Source organism: Mycobacterium sp. E2327 (assembly GCF_001672675.1).
GTDB lineage: Bacteria > Actinomycetota > Actinomycetes > Mycobacteriales > Mycobacteriaceae > Mycobacterium.
The window spans coordinates 61,360-75,387 of record NZ_LZKE01000093.1; the positions used below are offsets into that span (position 1 = coordinate 61,360).

Below are 14,028 nucleotides of genomic sequence, written 5' to 3' on the forward strand. Positions count from 1 at the left end.
CCGAGGCGCTCAGACCAGCCAGGCCGCCGAGTCCGGCGGCAGCTTGCCGTCGACCAACGGCGCGCTGGCCAGGATCACCTCGCCCGGCGGCAAAGCCATCGGCAGCCGACCGGCGTTCAGCGCGCACACCAGCGCGCCGCCGTGCCGCTCGAAGATCAGCAGGTCGTCGTCGGCGGCCAGCCATTCGAGCTCGTCGCCGCCGAATTCGCTTCGTTCCCTGCGTAGTTGGATGGCGCGCCGGTAGAAGGACAGCGTCGAGTCGGGATCGTCGAGCTGCTTTTCGACGGTCAGCGCCGCCCAGTCGGCCGGCATCGGCAGCCAGGTGTCGGCGGTGGTGGAAAAGCCGAACGGGGGAGCGTCGCCCGACCAGGGCAGCGGGACCCGGCACTTGTCGCGCCCGCGTTCGGTGTGCCCGGAGCGTTCCCACGTCGGGTCCTGGAGCACCTCCTCGGGCAGGTCGAGGACATCGGGCAGGCCCAATTCCTCACCGTTATAGATGAATACCGCGCCGGGCAGGGCCAGCATCACCATCGCCATCGCCCGCGCGCGGCGCAGCCCGACCTCGCCGCCGCCGTAGCGGGTGACCTCCCGGCCCACGTCGTGGTTGGAAAGCGTCCAGGTCGGGGTGGCGTTCTCAATCGCGGTGGCTTCCAACGAGTTCTGGATCGCGTCGTGGATTTCGCGCGCGTCGAAGTCGATCTTCGTCAGCCGGAAATTGAAGCCGAGATGCAGTTCGTCGGGCCGCAGGTACTCGGCCCAGAGCAGGTTGTCCATCACCCACACCTCGCCGATCGTCACCGCCGGCGAGTAGTCGTCGACGATCTTGCGGATTCCGCGGTGGATCTCGTGCACGCTCGGGTGGTTGAAGCGCGGGTCGTCGTCGCTGTGGCTCAACACCTTGACGTCGTCCTTGGCATCGGGCAGGCCCGGCGGCTTGGCCATCCCGTGGGCCACGTCGATGCGGAAGCCGTCCACGCCGCGCTCCAGCCAGAAGCGCAGCGTCTTCTCGAAGTCGTCGAAGACTTCGGGGTGCTCCCAGTTCAGGTCGGGCTGCTCGGCGTCGAAGAGGTGCAGGTAGTACTGGCCGGGGTTGCCGTCGGGTTCGATCACCCGGGTCCAGGCCGACCCGCCGAACACCGATGTCCAGTTGTTCGGCGGCAATTCGCCGTCGGGACCGCGCCCGTCGCGAAAGTAGTAGCGCTCGCGCGCGTCGGTGCCCGGACCGGCGGCCAGCGCCGCCTGAAACCATGGGTGCGCCGAACTGGTGTGGTTTGGCACCACGTCCATGGTGATTTTGATGCCCCGCTCGTGGGCCGCCGCGATCAGCCGCTCGATCGCGGCCATCCCGCCGAACAGCGGGTCGACGTCCCGCGGGTCGGCGACGTCATAGCCGTGGTCGGCCATCGGCGAAACGGTGACCGGGTTGAGCCAGATCGCGTCGATGCCGAGCTGCGTGAGGTAGTCCAGGCGGGCGGTCAACCCGTCCAGGTCGCCGACGCCGTCGCCGTCGCTGTCCGCGAACGACCGCGGATAGACCTGGTAGAAGACCGCGCTCAACCACCACGGCTCGGGGCTCATGCTGCTCCGTTCGGTTACTGGGATCAGAACGAGGAATTGACCAGGGAGTGCGCGGCCATTTCCAGGTATTCAAGCAACTCGCGGCGGTGTGCGTCGTCCAAAGTCTGCGAGTCGATGGAGGCGACGGCGGTGTGCATGCAGCGCAGCCACGCATCGCGCTCGATGGGGGTGATCCGGAACGGCGCGTGCCGCATCCGCAGCCGCGGATGCCCGCGCCGGTCGGAGTAGGTGCGCGGGCCGCCCCAGTACTGCTCGAGGAACATCCGCAGCCGCTCCTCGGCGCCCGCCAGGTCGTCCGCGGGGTACAGCTGAGAAAGAATCTCGTCCTCGGGGACCTGCGCGTAAAACCGCGACACGATCGCATTGAAGGTTTCGGCACCGCCGACGGCGTCGTAGAAGCTCACCTGATCCATCCCCTCCATTGTGGTGCATCGCCGGGTTGGCACGGCCGTACGGCCCCGCGTCGCGCCTTCTGTTCACCGGTTTGTCACGGCGCGCACCAGCAATAAGGGTGCGTTTGGCGGCGAATCATGGTGGACTATCGGCGGAGGATCTATGGCGCATGGCAAGAGACGCCGCAGCCACCGCAGTTCCGGTGCCGCGGCAGGGTTAACCGGGCCCCCAACCGCGTCACCCCTGCATAGCGTCGATACCCACCCGCCTACCCGCCACGAAACCGCGTCGATCTGGAGCCGGCGGCGGGTGCTCCTGCTCAATTCCACCTACGAGCCGCTGACCGCGCTGCCGATGCGGCGGGCCATCGTCATGGTGATCTGCGGCAAGGCGGACGTGGTGCACGACGACCCGGCCGGGCCGGTCATCCACTCGGCGACCAGGTCGATCGTGGTGCCCTCGGTGATCCAGCTGCGGTCCTACGTGCGGGTTCCCTACCGGGCGCGCGTGCCGATGACCCGCGCCGCCCTGATGCACCGCGACCGTTTCTGCTGCGCCTACTGCGGGGCCAAGGCCGACACCGTCGACCACGTGGTGCCGCGCAGCCGCGGCGGTGACCATTCCTGGGAGAACTGCGTGGCGTGCTGTTCGACCTGCAATCACCGCAAGGGTGACAAGCTGCTCGCCGAATTGGGCTGGGCGCTGCGCCGCGCGCCGTTGCCGCCCACCGGGCAGCACTGGCGGCTGCTGTCGACGGTCAAGGAGCTGGACCCGTCCTGGGCCCGGTACCTTGGCGAGGGCGCAGCCTGACCAATCCCGTGTCCAGGTGTGCGGGTACATCACCCGGTGGGATACGGTTTGCGTCGTGAGCCCTGGAGAGATTCACCTGTACTTCATCGGAATCCCGCTGGCGCTGGTTGTGGTGCTGTCCTTGCTGATCTGGCGGCACAAGGGGCCCCACCCCGCGACCTACAAGATGTCGGAGAAGTGGACGCACCCGCCGATCCTGTGGGCCGCGACCGACGAAGACGTCGGCGGCGCGCATCACGGACACGGCACGTCGGAGTTCTCGGTGGGAGGTGGCGCCAGTGGCACATGGTGAGGTTGCGACGATCGAGCGCAGCGAGCTGCCCAAGGGTTCGGTGATCACCACCAGCGGCCGGATTTCGGGCGTCACCGAGCCGGGCGAGCTGTCGGTGCACTACCCGTTTCCGACCAAGGACCTGGTCGCCATCGACGATGCGCTGAAGTACGGCTCGCGGGCGTCTCGGGCGCGATTCGCCATCTACCTCGGCGACCTGGGTAGCGACACCGCCGCGCGGGCCCGCGAGATCTTGGCCAACGTGCCGACGCCCGACAACGCGGTGCTGCTCGCCGTGTCGCCCGACCAGTCGGTCATCGAGGTGGTCTACGGCTCGGCGGTACGCGGTCGTGGTGCCGAGTCGGCCGCGCCGCTCGGGGTGGCCGCCGCCTCGTCGGCGTTCGAGCAGGGACACCTGGTGGACGGGCTGGTCAGCGCGATCCGCGTGCTCAGCGCCGGGATCTCGCCGGCCTAACCTCTCCACGCGAGGGCGCGTAAATGTACGCCGAATGCGGCGTGTCGGCGTACAAACACGCGCGCTCGGCGGAGAGCAGGATCAGGACGCGTCGAACGTGCGGGCGCGCAGCGACCGCTTGACCCCCGCCTGACCTTCCAGCACCAGGCGCCGCAGGGCCGGCGGAATCTCCGGGTCGCTCAGGAACTCGTCGGCGGCCGCGACGCCGGCCTCGCTGATGTCCCAGTGCGGGTAGAGGCCGATCACCACGGTTTGGGCGACCTCGCTGGAGCGCCGCGCCCAGACCCCGGCGATCGCGTCGAAGTAGCGCGCGGTGAACGGCTTGAGCAGCTCGTGCTGTCCCGGTGGGGCGATGCCGGCGATGATCGATCGGGCCGTGATGTTGGCCAGTGTGTCGTCCTCCATCACCGTCGTCCAGGCCCGCTCCTTGACCTCGAGTTGGGGCCGTGCGGCCGCCGCCTGGGCGCCGTGGCGCTTGCCGGCGGCGGTCGGGTCACGCCGCACCTCGGCGTCGATGAACGGGGTCGCGGACCCGTCGGCGTCGATCTCGCCGGCGGCGGCCAGCGCGGTCACGATGCGCCAGCGCAGGTCGGTGTCGATCTCCAGCCCGGCCAGACCCCGCTCGGCCGGGTCGTGATCCAGCAGGTCGGCCAGCGTCACCACGTGCCGCGTCGACAGGACGGACGTGCACAGCGTGTTGACGAACGCGAGCTGGTGATCCGATCCGGGCGCCGCGGCGCGGGCCAACTCCAGCAGCCGGTCGGCGAACTGCGGCCAGCCGTGCTCGCGCGCCCACCCCGGCTCGGCGTAGGACGCCAGCGCCGTCTGGGCCTGCATCAGCAGCCGCTGCGCCACCCCGACCTCGGTTTCGGCCTGCACGCCGCCGGAGACGAGCGCCACGAAATCGCGGGCGCGCAGCTCGGCCTCGCGGGTCATCTCCCACGCGGCCGACCACACCAGCGAGCGCGGCAGCGGCTCGGCGATGTCGGCGATCCGTTCCAGCGCGGTCTGCAGCGACTGGCCGTCCAGCCGCAGCGAACAGTAGGTCAGGTCGTCGTCGTTGACCAGGATCAGCTTGCCGCGCGAAACCCCAACCAGCGCAGGCACTTCGGTGTCCGGGCCCTCGACGTCGAGTTCCTCGCGGTGGACCCGCACCAGCTTGCCGGCGCCATCTTCGTCGTAGATGCCGATCGCCAGCCGGTGCACCCGCGTCTCGCCCGCCCCGGGCGCGGCGCCGCTTTGGCGCACCACGAACCGGGTGAACTTGCCGTCAGCGCCCGGGCCGTCGACGTCGAAGTCGGGCCGCAGCGTGTTCAGGCCGGTGGTTTTCAGCCACTGCTGCCCCCAGTCGGACAGGTCGCGACCGGACGCCTTTTCCAGCGCAGCGATCAGGTCGCTGAACGTGGCGTTGCCGTAGGCGTGCGTGCGGAAGTAGTCGCGCAGCCCGGCCAGGAAGTGCTCCAGCCCGACGTAGGCGACCAGCTGCTTGAGTACCGACGCGCCCTTGGCGTAGGTGATCCCGTCGAAGTTCACCTCGACCGCGGCCAGGTCGGGGATCTCGGCCGCGATCGGGTGCGTCGACGGCAGCTGGTCCTGGCGGTACGCCCACGACTTCTCGACGGTGGCGAACGTCGTCCACGCCTCGGTGAATTCGGTTGCCTCGCTCTGGCACAACACCGACGCGAAGGTCGCGAACGACTCGTTGAGCCACAGGTCGTCCCACCACGTCATGGTGACCAGGTCGCCGAACCACATGTGCGCCATCTCGTGCAGCACCGTCTCGGCGCGCCGCTCGTAGGAGGCCCGGGTGACCTTGCTGCGGAAGACGTAGTCCTCGAGGAAGGTCACCGCCCCCGCGTTTTCCATGGCGCCGGCGTTGAACTCGGGCACGAACAGCTGGTCGTACTTGCCGAACGCGTACGGCAGGCCAAAGTTCTTGTGGTAGAAGCCGAATCCCTGTTTCGTCTGGGTGAATAACCGCTCGGCGTCCATGAATTCGGCCAGCGAGGCCCGGCAGTAGATGCCCAGCGGGATCTCGCCGTGTTCGTCGGTGTAGGAGTCCCTCCACTCGGCGTACGGGCCGGCGATCAGCGCCACCAGGTAGGTGCTCATCCGCGGGGTGATGGCGAAGGTGTGTATGCCGTCCTCCACCGATACCGTCGCGCCGTTGGAGATCACCTTCCAGTGTTTGGGCGCGGCCACCTGCAGGTCGAACGTCGCCTTGAGGTCGGGTTGGTCGAAGCACGCGAACATGCGCTTGGCGTCGGCCGTTTCGAATTGCGAATACAAATAGACCTCGTCGTCCACCGGGTCGACGAAGCGATGCAGCCCCTCGCCGGTGTTGGAGAAGCGGCAGTCGGCGTCGACGACGAGGACGTTTTGCTTCTCGAGCCCGCGCAGCGCGATGCCGGTCGATTCGTCGTATCCGGACACGTCGAGTTCGCGGCCGTTGAGGGTCGCGCTGCGGATGGCGTCGGCGGCTATGTCGATGACGGTGTCGGCGCCGGCCAGCGCCTCGAACACCACCGTGGTGGTGGACCGGAAGGTCCGGTCGCCCGGGCCGCCCGAGCCGTCGGTGACGTCGAGGCTGATCCGGTAGCTGTCAACGGTGATCAGGGCCGCGCGCTCGACGGCCTGGTCACGGGTGAGGTTTGGAAGGGCCACGCGTCCAACTTAAACGTGTTGGTGAACGCCTGGTAACCGGAGCGACGGGGCGGGAACACGCGCCGCGCGACTACGGTTGTGCTGAACGGTGTTCTGACCGTATCTGCTCTCGAGGAGAGGACCGCGCTATGCCCGAGAAGGCCAACGACAAAAACCGAGCCGATTTCTGGTTCGATCCGCTGTGTCCGTGGTGCTGGATCACGTCGCGCTGGATCCTCGAGGTGGAGAAGGTTCGCGACATCGAGGTGCACTTCCACGTCATGAGCCTGGCCATCCTCAACGAAAACCGCGAAGGCCTGCCCGACAAGTACCGCGAGATGATGAAGCACGCCTGGGGGCCGGTCCGGGTGGCGATCGCCGCCGAGCAGGCCCACGGCGCCAAAGTGCTGGACCCGCTGTACACCGCGATGGGCACCCGGATCCACAACGAGGACAACAAGAACCTCGAGGAGGTCATCAAGCTGTCGCTGGCCGACGCCGGCCTGCCGGCCGAGCTCGCCGAGGCCGCGCAGAGCGAGGACTACGACGAGGCGCTGCGCAAGAGCCATCACGAGGGGATGGACGCGGTCGGCGACGACGTCGGCACGCCGACCATCCATGTCAACGGTGTGGCGTTCTTCGGGCCGGTGATCTCGAAGATCCCGCGCGGCGAAGAAGCGGGCAAGCTCTGGGACGCCTCGGTGACCTTCGCCTCGTATCCGCACTTCTTCGAGCTCAAGCGGACCCGCACCGAGCCGCCCCAGTTCGACTAGACCCTCGACTGGCCCCGGCGGGCGCGCGGCTGTAAAGATGGCGGGCATGCGCGTCTACCTGGGTTCCGACCACGCCGGATACGAGCTCAAGCAGCAGATCATCTCCCACCTCAAGGGATCCGGGCACGAGCCGATCGATTGCGGCGCGTTCAGCTACGACGCCGAGGACGACTACCCGGCGTTTTGCATCGCGGCCGCGACGCGCACGGTGGCCGACCCGGAGAGCCTGGGCATCGTGCTCGGCGGGTCGGGCAACGGTGAGCAGATCGCCGCCAACAAGGTGCCGGGAGCGCGCTGCGCGCTGGCGTGGAGCGTCGAGACCGCGACCCTGGCGCGCGAACACAACAACGCGCAGTTGATCGGCATCGGCGGCCGCATGCACACGGTCGAGGAGGCGTTGACGATCGTGGATGCCTTCCTGAGCGCGCAGTGGTCGAAAGCCGAACGCCACCAACGGCGTATCGACATCCTCGCCGAGTACGAACGCACCCACCAGGCGCCGCCGGTGCCCGGCGCCCGGGCTTAAGAGATGCCCGAAGGGCACACCCTGCACCGGCTGGCCCGGCTGCATCAGCGCCGATACCGCGGGGCGGCGGTCGCTGTGTCCAGCCCGCAGGGCCGGTTCGCGGACGCGGCGGCCGTCGTCGACGGCCGGGTGCTGCGGCGCACCAGCGCGTGGGGAAAGCACCTGTTTCACCACTATGACGGCGGCCCCATCGTGCACGTGCACCTCGGGTTGTACGGCGCCTTCACCGAGTGGGAGCGGCCCCACGATGCCCCGCTGCCCGAACCGGTCGGACAGGTGCGGATGCGGATGGTCGGCGCCGACTACGGCACCGACCTGCGTGGCCCGACGGTGTGCGAGGTCATCGACGAAGCTCAGGTCAGCGACGTGGTGGCCAAGCTCGGTCCCGACCCGCTGCGCAGCGATGCCGACCCGGCGTGGCCGTGGGCTCGAATCAGCAAGTCGCGCAAGCCCATTGGCGCGCTGTTGATGGACCAGACCGTGATCGCCGGCGTGGGTAACGTCTACCGGAACGAGTTGCTGTTCCGCCACCGCATCGATCCGTTCCGGCCCGGCCGCGCGATCGGCCAGGCGGAGTTCGACGCGGCGTGGACCGATCTGGTGGCGCTGATGAAGGTCGGTTTGCGGCGCGGCCAGATCGTCGTGGTGCTGCCCGAACACGACCACGGCCCGCCGTCGTACCGGCAAGGGCGGCCACGCACCTACGTGTACCGGCGCGCGGGGGAGGCGTGCCGCGTGTGCGGCGGACCGATCCGCACCCAGGTGTTGGAGGGCCGAAACGTGTTCTGGTGCCCCAACTGCCAGAAGTGACGGAATTCTGCCGCTGACAGGAAACCCCAAGCAAGAAACGCCGGCGTCTACTGTTTGGGCGCGGCTTCCGTCGGGTATTGGTTGCGACCGTGAAACTCTTTCCACGTTTAGTTGCAACCGTTTTCGCGATACTCGTCGGTCTGGGCCTGGCGGGGCTGGGCGCCGCCACCGAGGCGCAAGCGCAGCCCGGGCCGTTCCCGCAATGGTGCCCCGGGGACTTCTGGGACCCGGGCTGGGGAGACAACTGGGACCGCGGGCACTGCCATGACAACTGGCGCGGGCCGGGCCCCAACCCGCACCCCGAACCGTGGCGCGGCCCCGGCGGGCCCGGCGGCCCTGGTTGGGACCATCGCTGATCCGTTGACCGAATGACCGCGCCCCGTCGGCAACGGGTCGGCGGGGTGCGGTCTTACGTTTGGGCGCGCTCGATGACGCCCAGCGCGGCGTAGACCTCGTCGCTGAGCGCGACGCTCCGCGGGTCGGCGTTGGCCTTGGTGGCGTCGAAGCGATTCATCACGTACGCGTAGCCGATTCGGTGCTCGAGGTCGACAAACCCGAATGAGCCACCCAGGCCGCCGTGCCCGAAGATGCGGGGATTGGGGCCGTTGACGCACCGCTGGTTGAGCATGTAGCCCAGGCCCCAGCCGTGGTCGGCGACGCGCGGGCCCAGCACCAGATCGGTTTCAAAGCCGCCCTGCGACACCCGGACCCGTTCCATGTGCTCGCGGGTCAGCAGCCGTTCCTGCGCCAGCGCGTTGTAGAACGTCGCCAGTCCCAGCGCCGACACCTGGCCGTTGGTGCCGGGGAACTCGAGCTGGCGCCACAGCTCCAGGTCGTGCGAGCCGAGTTCGTCGTCGGGGGCGAAGCCCATCGATATCGACAGCGCCGCCTTGGGGTGTTCGGTCAGGCTGGTCGGGTAGCCGGGCGCCTGCGCCTCGGCCAGCAGGTCCCGGGCGTGCGGCTTGTTGACCCGCTCGGCGCAGCGCCGTTGCTCGGCGGGCGACAGGCCGATGTGGACGTCGGCGCCGAGCGGTTCGGCGATCTCGGTGCGCAGGTACTCCCCGACGGTGCGGCCCGTGACGCGGCGGAACACCTCACCGAGGATGAAGCCGAAGGTGGTCATGTGGTAGCCCTGCGCGGTGCCGGGCTCCCACCACGGTTCGGCGGCGGCGAGCTGCCCGCAGACGAAGTCCCAGTCGGCAACGTCCTCCCAGCGCATCCGGGTGCGCGGCCCGATGACGCCGGAGCGGTGGCTCATCACCATGGCCAGCGTGATGGCTTCCTTGCCCGCCTGTGCGAACTCGGGCCAATAGCGCGCCACCGGCGCGTACAGGTCCAGCTCGCCGCGGTCGGCCAGCTGGTGGATGCAGGTGGCCGTCATCCCCTTGGTGCCCGACAGGACCGTCGTCAGGGTGTTCTGTTGCCAGGGCCGGGTGCGGGCGGCGTCGGCCCAACCGCCCCAGAGGTTGACGACGAGCTCCCCGTCGACCCATACCGCGACGGCCGCCCCAACCTCACCCTGCAGCACGAAGTTGCGCTCGAACGCGTCGCGCACACCGACGAAGTCGGAAGCACATGAGCCCTTCAGTTCGACGTCGCTCATGGCGCCTTTCTGTCGAGCAAGCATCAGCCCGAGCGGGCGACGGGAATCGAACCCGCGTAGCTAGTTTGGAAGACTAGGGCTCTACCATTGAGCTACGCCCGCAAGTTTTAGTCGAGCGAGACTGTATCTGGCGGCGAACATCAAATCTAATCGAAGCGGTTTTGTGATCGCCCCGTGAGGTCCCGCACGTCTTGACGGTCGCTGCGGAGCCGACGGCCACCTTTGCGTGGGAGGGCCGTAGGATCTGCGAGGTCAGCGCGGGGTGTAGCGCAGCTTGGTAGCGCATCCGCTTTGGGAGCGGAAGGCCGCAGGTTCAAATCCTGTCACCCCGACCAATACTGCGCCGATCCACCGAATACCGAGGAGCACACCCGTGAAGAGCAGCGTCGAGCAGTTGAGCCCCACCCGGGTGCGCATCAGCGTTGAGGTGCCGTTCACCGAACTCGAGCCCGATTTCCAACGCGCCTACAAGGAGCTGGCCAAGCAGGTCCGGCTGCCCGGATTCCGGCCCGGTAAGGCGCCGGCCCGGCTGCTCGAGGCCCGTTTCGGCCGCGAGGCGATGCTCGACCAGGTCGTCAACGACGCGCTGCCGGCCCGGTACGGACAGGCGGTCGCCGAGGCCGAAGTCGAGCCGATCGGCCAGCCCGAGATCGAGGTCACCAAGAAGGAGTACGGCGAGGAGCTGGCGTTCACCGCCGAGGTCGACGTGCGTCCGAAGATCACCCTCCCCGACCTCGGCTCGCTGAAGGTCTCGGTCGACCCGATCGAGGTCAGCGACGACGACGTCGACGCCGAACTGGAGTCGTTGCGCGCGCGGTTCGGCACCCTGAAGGGAGTCGAGCGCCCGGTTGCGCTCGGCGACTTCGTCTCGATCGACCTCTCGGCCACCGTCGACGGCGAGGAGGTGCCCAACGCGGCCGCGGAGGGCCTGTCGCACGAGGTGGGCTCCGGCCGGCTCATCGCGGGCCTGGATGACGCGCTGGTCGGCCTGTCCGTCGACGAGTCCAAGGAGTTCACCGCGAAGTTGGCGACGGGGGAGCACGCCGGCAAGGACGCACAGGTCACCGTCACCGTCAGGTCGATCAAGGAACGCGAACTGCCCGAGCCCGACGACGAGTTCGCCCAATTGGCCAGCGAGTTCGACACCATCGACGAGCTGCGGTCCAACCTCCGCGAGCAGGTGGGCCGGGTCAAGCGCGCCCAGCAGGCGGAGCAGATCCGCGACGCCACGATCGATGCGATTCTCGAGCAGGTCGACGTGCCGCTGCCGGAGGCGATCGTGAAGGCTCAGGCCGACAGCGCCGTGCACAACGCGCTGCACAGCTTCGAGCACGACGAGGCCAAGTTCGCGGAGGCGCTGCGCGAGCAGGGTAAGTCGCGCCAGCAGTTCGAGGTCGACGCGCACAACGCCGCCGAGTCGGACGTCAAGAAGCAGCTGTTGTTGGACGCGCTGGCCGACGAACTGGGAATCCAGGTCGGCCAGGAGGACCTGACCGAGCGACTGGTGATGACGTCCCGGCAGTACGGCATCGAGCCGCAGCAGCTGTTCAGCTACCTGCAAGAGAACAACCAGCTGGGGGCCATGTTCGCCGACGTGCGCCGCGGGCTGGCCGTCGCGGCGGCGGTGGAGGCGGCGACCGTCACCGACACCGACGGCAACACCATCGACACGAGCGAGTTCTTCGGCAAGCGGGGCGAAGCTCCGGACGAGGCCGCGGAGGCTTCGGACGACGCCGACGAGGTCGAGGCGGCCGACGAGGCTGAGGATTCAGAGGACGCCGACGAAGCCGCTCAGGCCGACGACGCGGCGAAGTGACCCGCGATGACGCTGTGAGCGAACGGGCCCATTTCGGGGGGCGCGTGACCGGCACACGGCGGGCTTGGTTGGTTAGGGTCGGAACAGAGAAGAACTCGAGAAAGCAGGTAACCCAGTCGTGACTGACATGCGTTCGCCCTCGCAGGGGCTCAACCTCACGGACTCGGTCTATGAGCGCTTGCTCTCCGAGCGCATCATCTTCCTGGGTTCGGAGGTGAACGACGAGGTCGCCAACCGGCTGTGCGCGCAGATCCTGCTGCTCGCCGCGGAGGACGCCGATAAGGACATCTCGCTCTACATCAACTCCCCGGGCGGATCGATCAGCGCCGGGATGGCGATCTACGACACCATGGTGCTGGCGCCCTGCGACATCGCCACGTACGCGATGGGCATGGCCGCCTCGATGGGCGAGTTTCTGCTCGCGGCCGGCACCAAGGGCAAGCGCTACGCGCTGCCGCACGCCCGGATCCTGATGCACCAGCCGCTGGGCGGGGTGACCGGCAGCGCGGCCGACATCGCCATCCAGGCCGAGCAGTTCACGGTCATCAAGAAGGAGATGTTCCGGCTCAACGCCGAATTCACCGGCCAGTCCATCGAACGCATCGAGGCCGACTCCGACCGCGACCGCTGGTTCACCGCCCAGGAAGCCCTCGAATACGGTTTCGTCGACCACATCATCACCCGCGCCGCTCACATCACCAACGGAGAAGCCCAGTGAATCCCGAAATGCAACCCCAGGCGCGGTACATCCTGCCGTCGTTCATCGAGCACTCCAGCTTCGGTGTCAAGGAGTCCAACCCGTACAACAAGCTGTTCGAGGAGCGCATCATCTTCCTCGGCGTGCAGGTCGACGACGCGTCGGCGAACGACATCATGGCGCAGCTGCTGGTGCTGGAGTCGCTGGACCCGGACCGCGACATCACCATGTACATCAACTCACCCGGCGGCGGGTTCACCTCGCTGATGGCGATCTACGACACCATGCAGTACGTGCGCGCCGACATCCAGACCGTGTGCCTGGGCCAGGCCGCGTCGGCGGCGGCGGTGCTGCTGGCCGCCGGCACGCCGGGCAAGCGGATGGCGCTGCCCAACGCCCGCGTTCTGATCCACCAGCCGTCGCTGTCCGGCGTGATCCAGGGCCAGTTCTCCGACCTGGAGATCCAGGCCGCCGAGATCGAGCGGATGCGCACGCTGATGGAGACCACGCTGGCCCGCCACACCGGCAAGGACGCGTCGGTCATCCGCAAGGACACCGACCGGGACAAGATCCTGACGGCCGAGGAGGCCAAGGACTACGGGATCATCGACACCGTCCTGGAATACCGCAAGCTCTCCGCGCAGACGGCCTAACGGCCGTTCGCCGAATGTGCACTCACTGCGAGTTTTCGGCTGATTTTTCGCGCTGACTGCACCCTCGGCGAAGCGCCGCGATGTCGGCGGGTCCGACCCGGCAGCAGCCGCCGATGATGCGAGCCCCGGCGGCCGCCCACTGCTCGGCCAAGCGCGCCGAGAAATGCGATCGCCCGACCCACGCGCGTCCGTCCCAGCGCTCGCCGCTGTTCGGGTAGACGATCACCGGCTTGCCGACCGCGCGGGCCAGTGGGATCGCGGGCAGCACGTCGTCGGGCGCGCAGCAGTTGACGCCGATCGCCACGATCTCCGGGACGCCGGCGGCCACCGCGAACGCCTCGGCCAGCGGTTGTCCGGCGCGGGTCGTCGTTCCGTCGATCGTGTAGCTGAGCCACGCCGGCACGCCGGCGGAGCGGACCAGATCGACGAGCGCCTCGGCCTCGTCGACGTCGGGCACCGTCTCGCACGCCAGCACGTCGGCCCCGGCTGCGGCCAGGGTCTCCAGTCGGGGCCGGTGCCACCGCCGCAGGGCGGCGACGGACAGGCCGTAGCGTCCGCGATATTCGGAGCCGTCGGCCAGCGCCGCGCCGTACGGGCCGACGGAGGCGGCGACGATCAGCCCGCCCGCGCCGGCTTCGGCGCGCGCCACCTTCGCCAGCTCGACGCTGCGGCGCAGCAGGCCGGCGGATTCGTTCCGGTCGATTCCGCGAGCCGCGAAACCCGCGAACGACGCCTGATAGCTGGCCGTCGTCGCGATCGCGGCGCCGGCCCGGAAAAACGCGGTGTGCACGGCGACGATCTCCTGCGGCGCGTCCGCCAGCAGCCTGGCCGACCACAGCGGGTCCGAAAGATCGTGCCCGCGCGCCTCCAGCTCGGTGGCCAGGCCGCCGTCGCCGATCAGCACGGGCTCGGTTGGCCCTCCAAAACCGAAAGCCAATCCCACTCGATAACTGTAGGGTTGTGGCAGCCCACCGGACTCG

General features: G+C 68.6%; 15 protein-coding genes and 2 tRNA genes. 11 read left to right on the forward strand and 6 right to left on the reverse strand.

The features are described 5' to 3' along the window. Positions 1–9: 9 nt before the first annotated feature. Both A5712_RS10005 and A5712_RS10010 read right to left on the reverse strand, forming a co-directional pair. Positions 10–1,578, reverse strand: coding sequence for a glycoside hydrolase family 13 protein (locus A5712_RS10005; protein WP_068104018.1), 1,569 nt, complete (start codon positions 1,576–1,578; stop codon positions 10–12). A 23-nt stretch (positions 1,579–1,601) separates the two neighbouring features. Then, the gene (locus A5712_RS10010) at positions 1,602–1,991 is read right to left on the reverse strand and encodes a globin (protein ID WP_067159296.1); all 390 of its coding nucleotides are present in this window, start codon (positions 1,989–1,991) and stop codon (positions 1,602–1,604) included. A gap of 142 nt (positions 1,992–2,133) precedes the next feature. On the opposite strand from A5712_RS10010, the gene A5712_RS10015 reads away from it, so the two are divergent. Genes A5712_RS10015 through A5712_RS10025 form a run of 3 tightly spaced genes read left to right on the forward strand, consistent with a single transcriptional unit; the run spans position 2,134 to position 3,527 of the window. Further along, on the forward strand, positions 2,134–2,781 hold the full coding sequence (locus A5712_RS10015; protein ID WP_068104020.1) for an HNH endonuclease: 648 nt from the start codon (positions 2,134–2,136) through the stop codon (positions 2,779–2,781). A gap of 55 nt (positions 2,782–2,836) precedes the next feature. Then, positions 2,837–3,073 carry a hypothetical protein gene (locus tag A5712_RS10020; RefSeq protein ID WP_068104022.1) on the forward strand — a complete coding sequence of 79 codons (237 nt, stop codon included), beginning with the start codon at positions 2,837–2,839 and terminating at the stop codon, positions 3,071–3,073. Continuing rightward, on the forward strand, positions 3,060–3,527 hold the full coding sequence (locus A5712_RS10025; protein WP_068104024.1) for a DUF5130 domain-containing protein: 468 nt from the start codon (positions 3,060–3,062) through the stop codon (positions 3,525–3,527). The genes A5712_RS10020 and A5712_RS10025 overlap by 14 nt, the downstream gene beginning before the upstream one ends. Before the next feature lie 81 nt (positions 3,528–3,608). Here A5712_RS10025 and pepN read toward each other — a convergent pair whose 3' ends face one another. Then, the gene (gene pepN / locus A5712_RS10030; protein WP_068104026.1) at positions 3,609–6,191 is read right to left on the reverse strand and encodes an aminopeptidase N; all 2,583 of its coding nucleotides are present in this window, start codon (positions 6,189–6,191) and stop codon (positions 3,609–3,611) included. A gap of 128 nt (positions 6,192–6,319) precedes the next feature. Here pepN and A5712_RS10035 point away from each other — a divergent pair, with 128 nt between their 5' ends. The 4 genes from A5712_RS10035 (at position 6,320) to A5712_RS30170 (ending at position 8,635) form a co-directional block, all read left to right on the forward strand. Further along, positions 6,320–6,943, forward strand: a complete 624-nt coding sequence (locus A5712_RS10035) for an Rv2466c family mycothiol-dependent reductase (RefSeq protein WP_068104028.1) — start codon at positions 6,320–6,322, stop codon at positions 6,941–6,943. A 46-nt stretch (positions 6,944–6,989) separates the two neighbouring features. Beyond that, the gene (locus A5712_RS10040) at positions 6,990–7,469 is read left to right on the forward strand and encodes a ribose-5-phosphate isomerase (RefSeq protein WP_068104099.1); all 480 of its coding nucleotides are present in this window, start codon (positions 6,990–6,992) and stop codon (positions 7,467–7,469) included. Between the two features lie 3 nt (positions 7,470–7,472). Further along, positions 7,473–8,279 (forward strand): Fpg/Nei family DNA glycosylase, encoded by an 807-nt coding sequence (locus A5712_RS10045; protein ID WP_068104030.1) that lies wholly within the window; start codon positions 7,473–7,475, stop codon positions 8,277–8,279. Positions 8,280–8,368: 89 nt separating this feature from the next. Continuing rightward, positions 8,369–8,635: a hypothetical protein gene (locus tag A5712_RS30170; protein ID WP_082973376.1), complete on the forward strand. Its 267-nt coding sequence runs from the start codon at positions 8,369–8,371 to the stop codon at positions 8,633–8,635. Between the two features lie 53 nt (positions 8,636–8,688). On the opposite strand, the gene A5712_RS10050 is transcribed toward A5712_RS30170, so the two are convergent. Together A5712_RS10050 and A5712_RS10055 are read right to left on the reverse strand one after the other, a co-directional pair. Then, a complete protein-coding gene (locus tag A5712_RS10050) occupies positions 8,689–9,882 on the reverse strand; it encodes a serine hydrolase domain-containing protein (RefSeq protein WP_068104032.1) in 1,194 nt (397 codons plus the stop codon). 31 nt (positions 9,883–9,913) lie between these two features. After that, positions 9,914–9,984: transfer RNA gene (locus tag A5712_RS10055), tRNA-Gly, on the reverse strand. Between the two features lie 156 nt (positions 9,985–10,140). Between A5712_RS10055 and A5712_RS10060 the strand changes: the two genes are divergently transcribed. The 4 genes from A5712_RS10060 to clpP2 all read left to right on the forward strand — a co-directional run bounded on the left by A5712_RS10060 (position 10,141) and on the right by clpP2 (position 13,048). Further along, positions 10,141–10,217, forward strand: a tRNA-Pro gene (locus tag A5712_RS10060). 38 nt (positions 10,218–10,255) lie between these two features. Further along, positions 10,256–11,698 (forward strand): trigger factor, encoded by a 1,443-nt coding sequence (tig, locus tag A5712_RS10065; RefSeq protein WP_068104034.1) that lies wholly within the window; start codon positions 10,256–10,258, stop codon positions 11,696–11,698. A gap of 127 nt (positions 11,699–11,825) precedes the next feature. Further along, on the forward strand, positions 11,826–12,416 hold the full coding sequence (clpP1, locus tag A5712_RS10070) for an ATP-dependent CLP protease proteolytic subunit ClpP1 (RefSeq protein WP_067159269.1): 591 nt from the start codon (positions 11,826–11,828) through the stop codon (positions 12,414–12,416). 8 nt (positions 12,417–12,424) lie between these two features. Next, positions 12,425–13,048, forward strand: coding sequence for an ATP-dependent CLP protease proteolytic subunit ClpP2 (gene clpP2 / locus A5712_RS10075; RefSeq protein WP_142281919.1), 624 nt, complete (start codon positions 12,425–12,427; stop codon positions 13,046–13,048). Between the two features lie 22 nt (positions 13,049–13,070). Here clpP2 and mmuM read toward each other — a convergent pair whose 3' ends face one another. After that, entirely contained in the window at positions 13,071–13,991 is a 921-nt protein-coding gene (gene mmuM, locus A5712_RS10080; RefSeq protein WP_082973377.1) for a homocysteine S-methyltransferase, read from the reverse strand. Positions 13,992–14,028 lie beyond the last annotated feature (37 nt).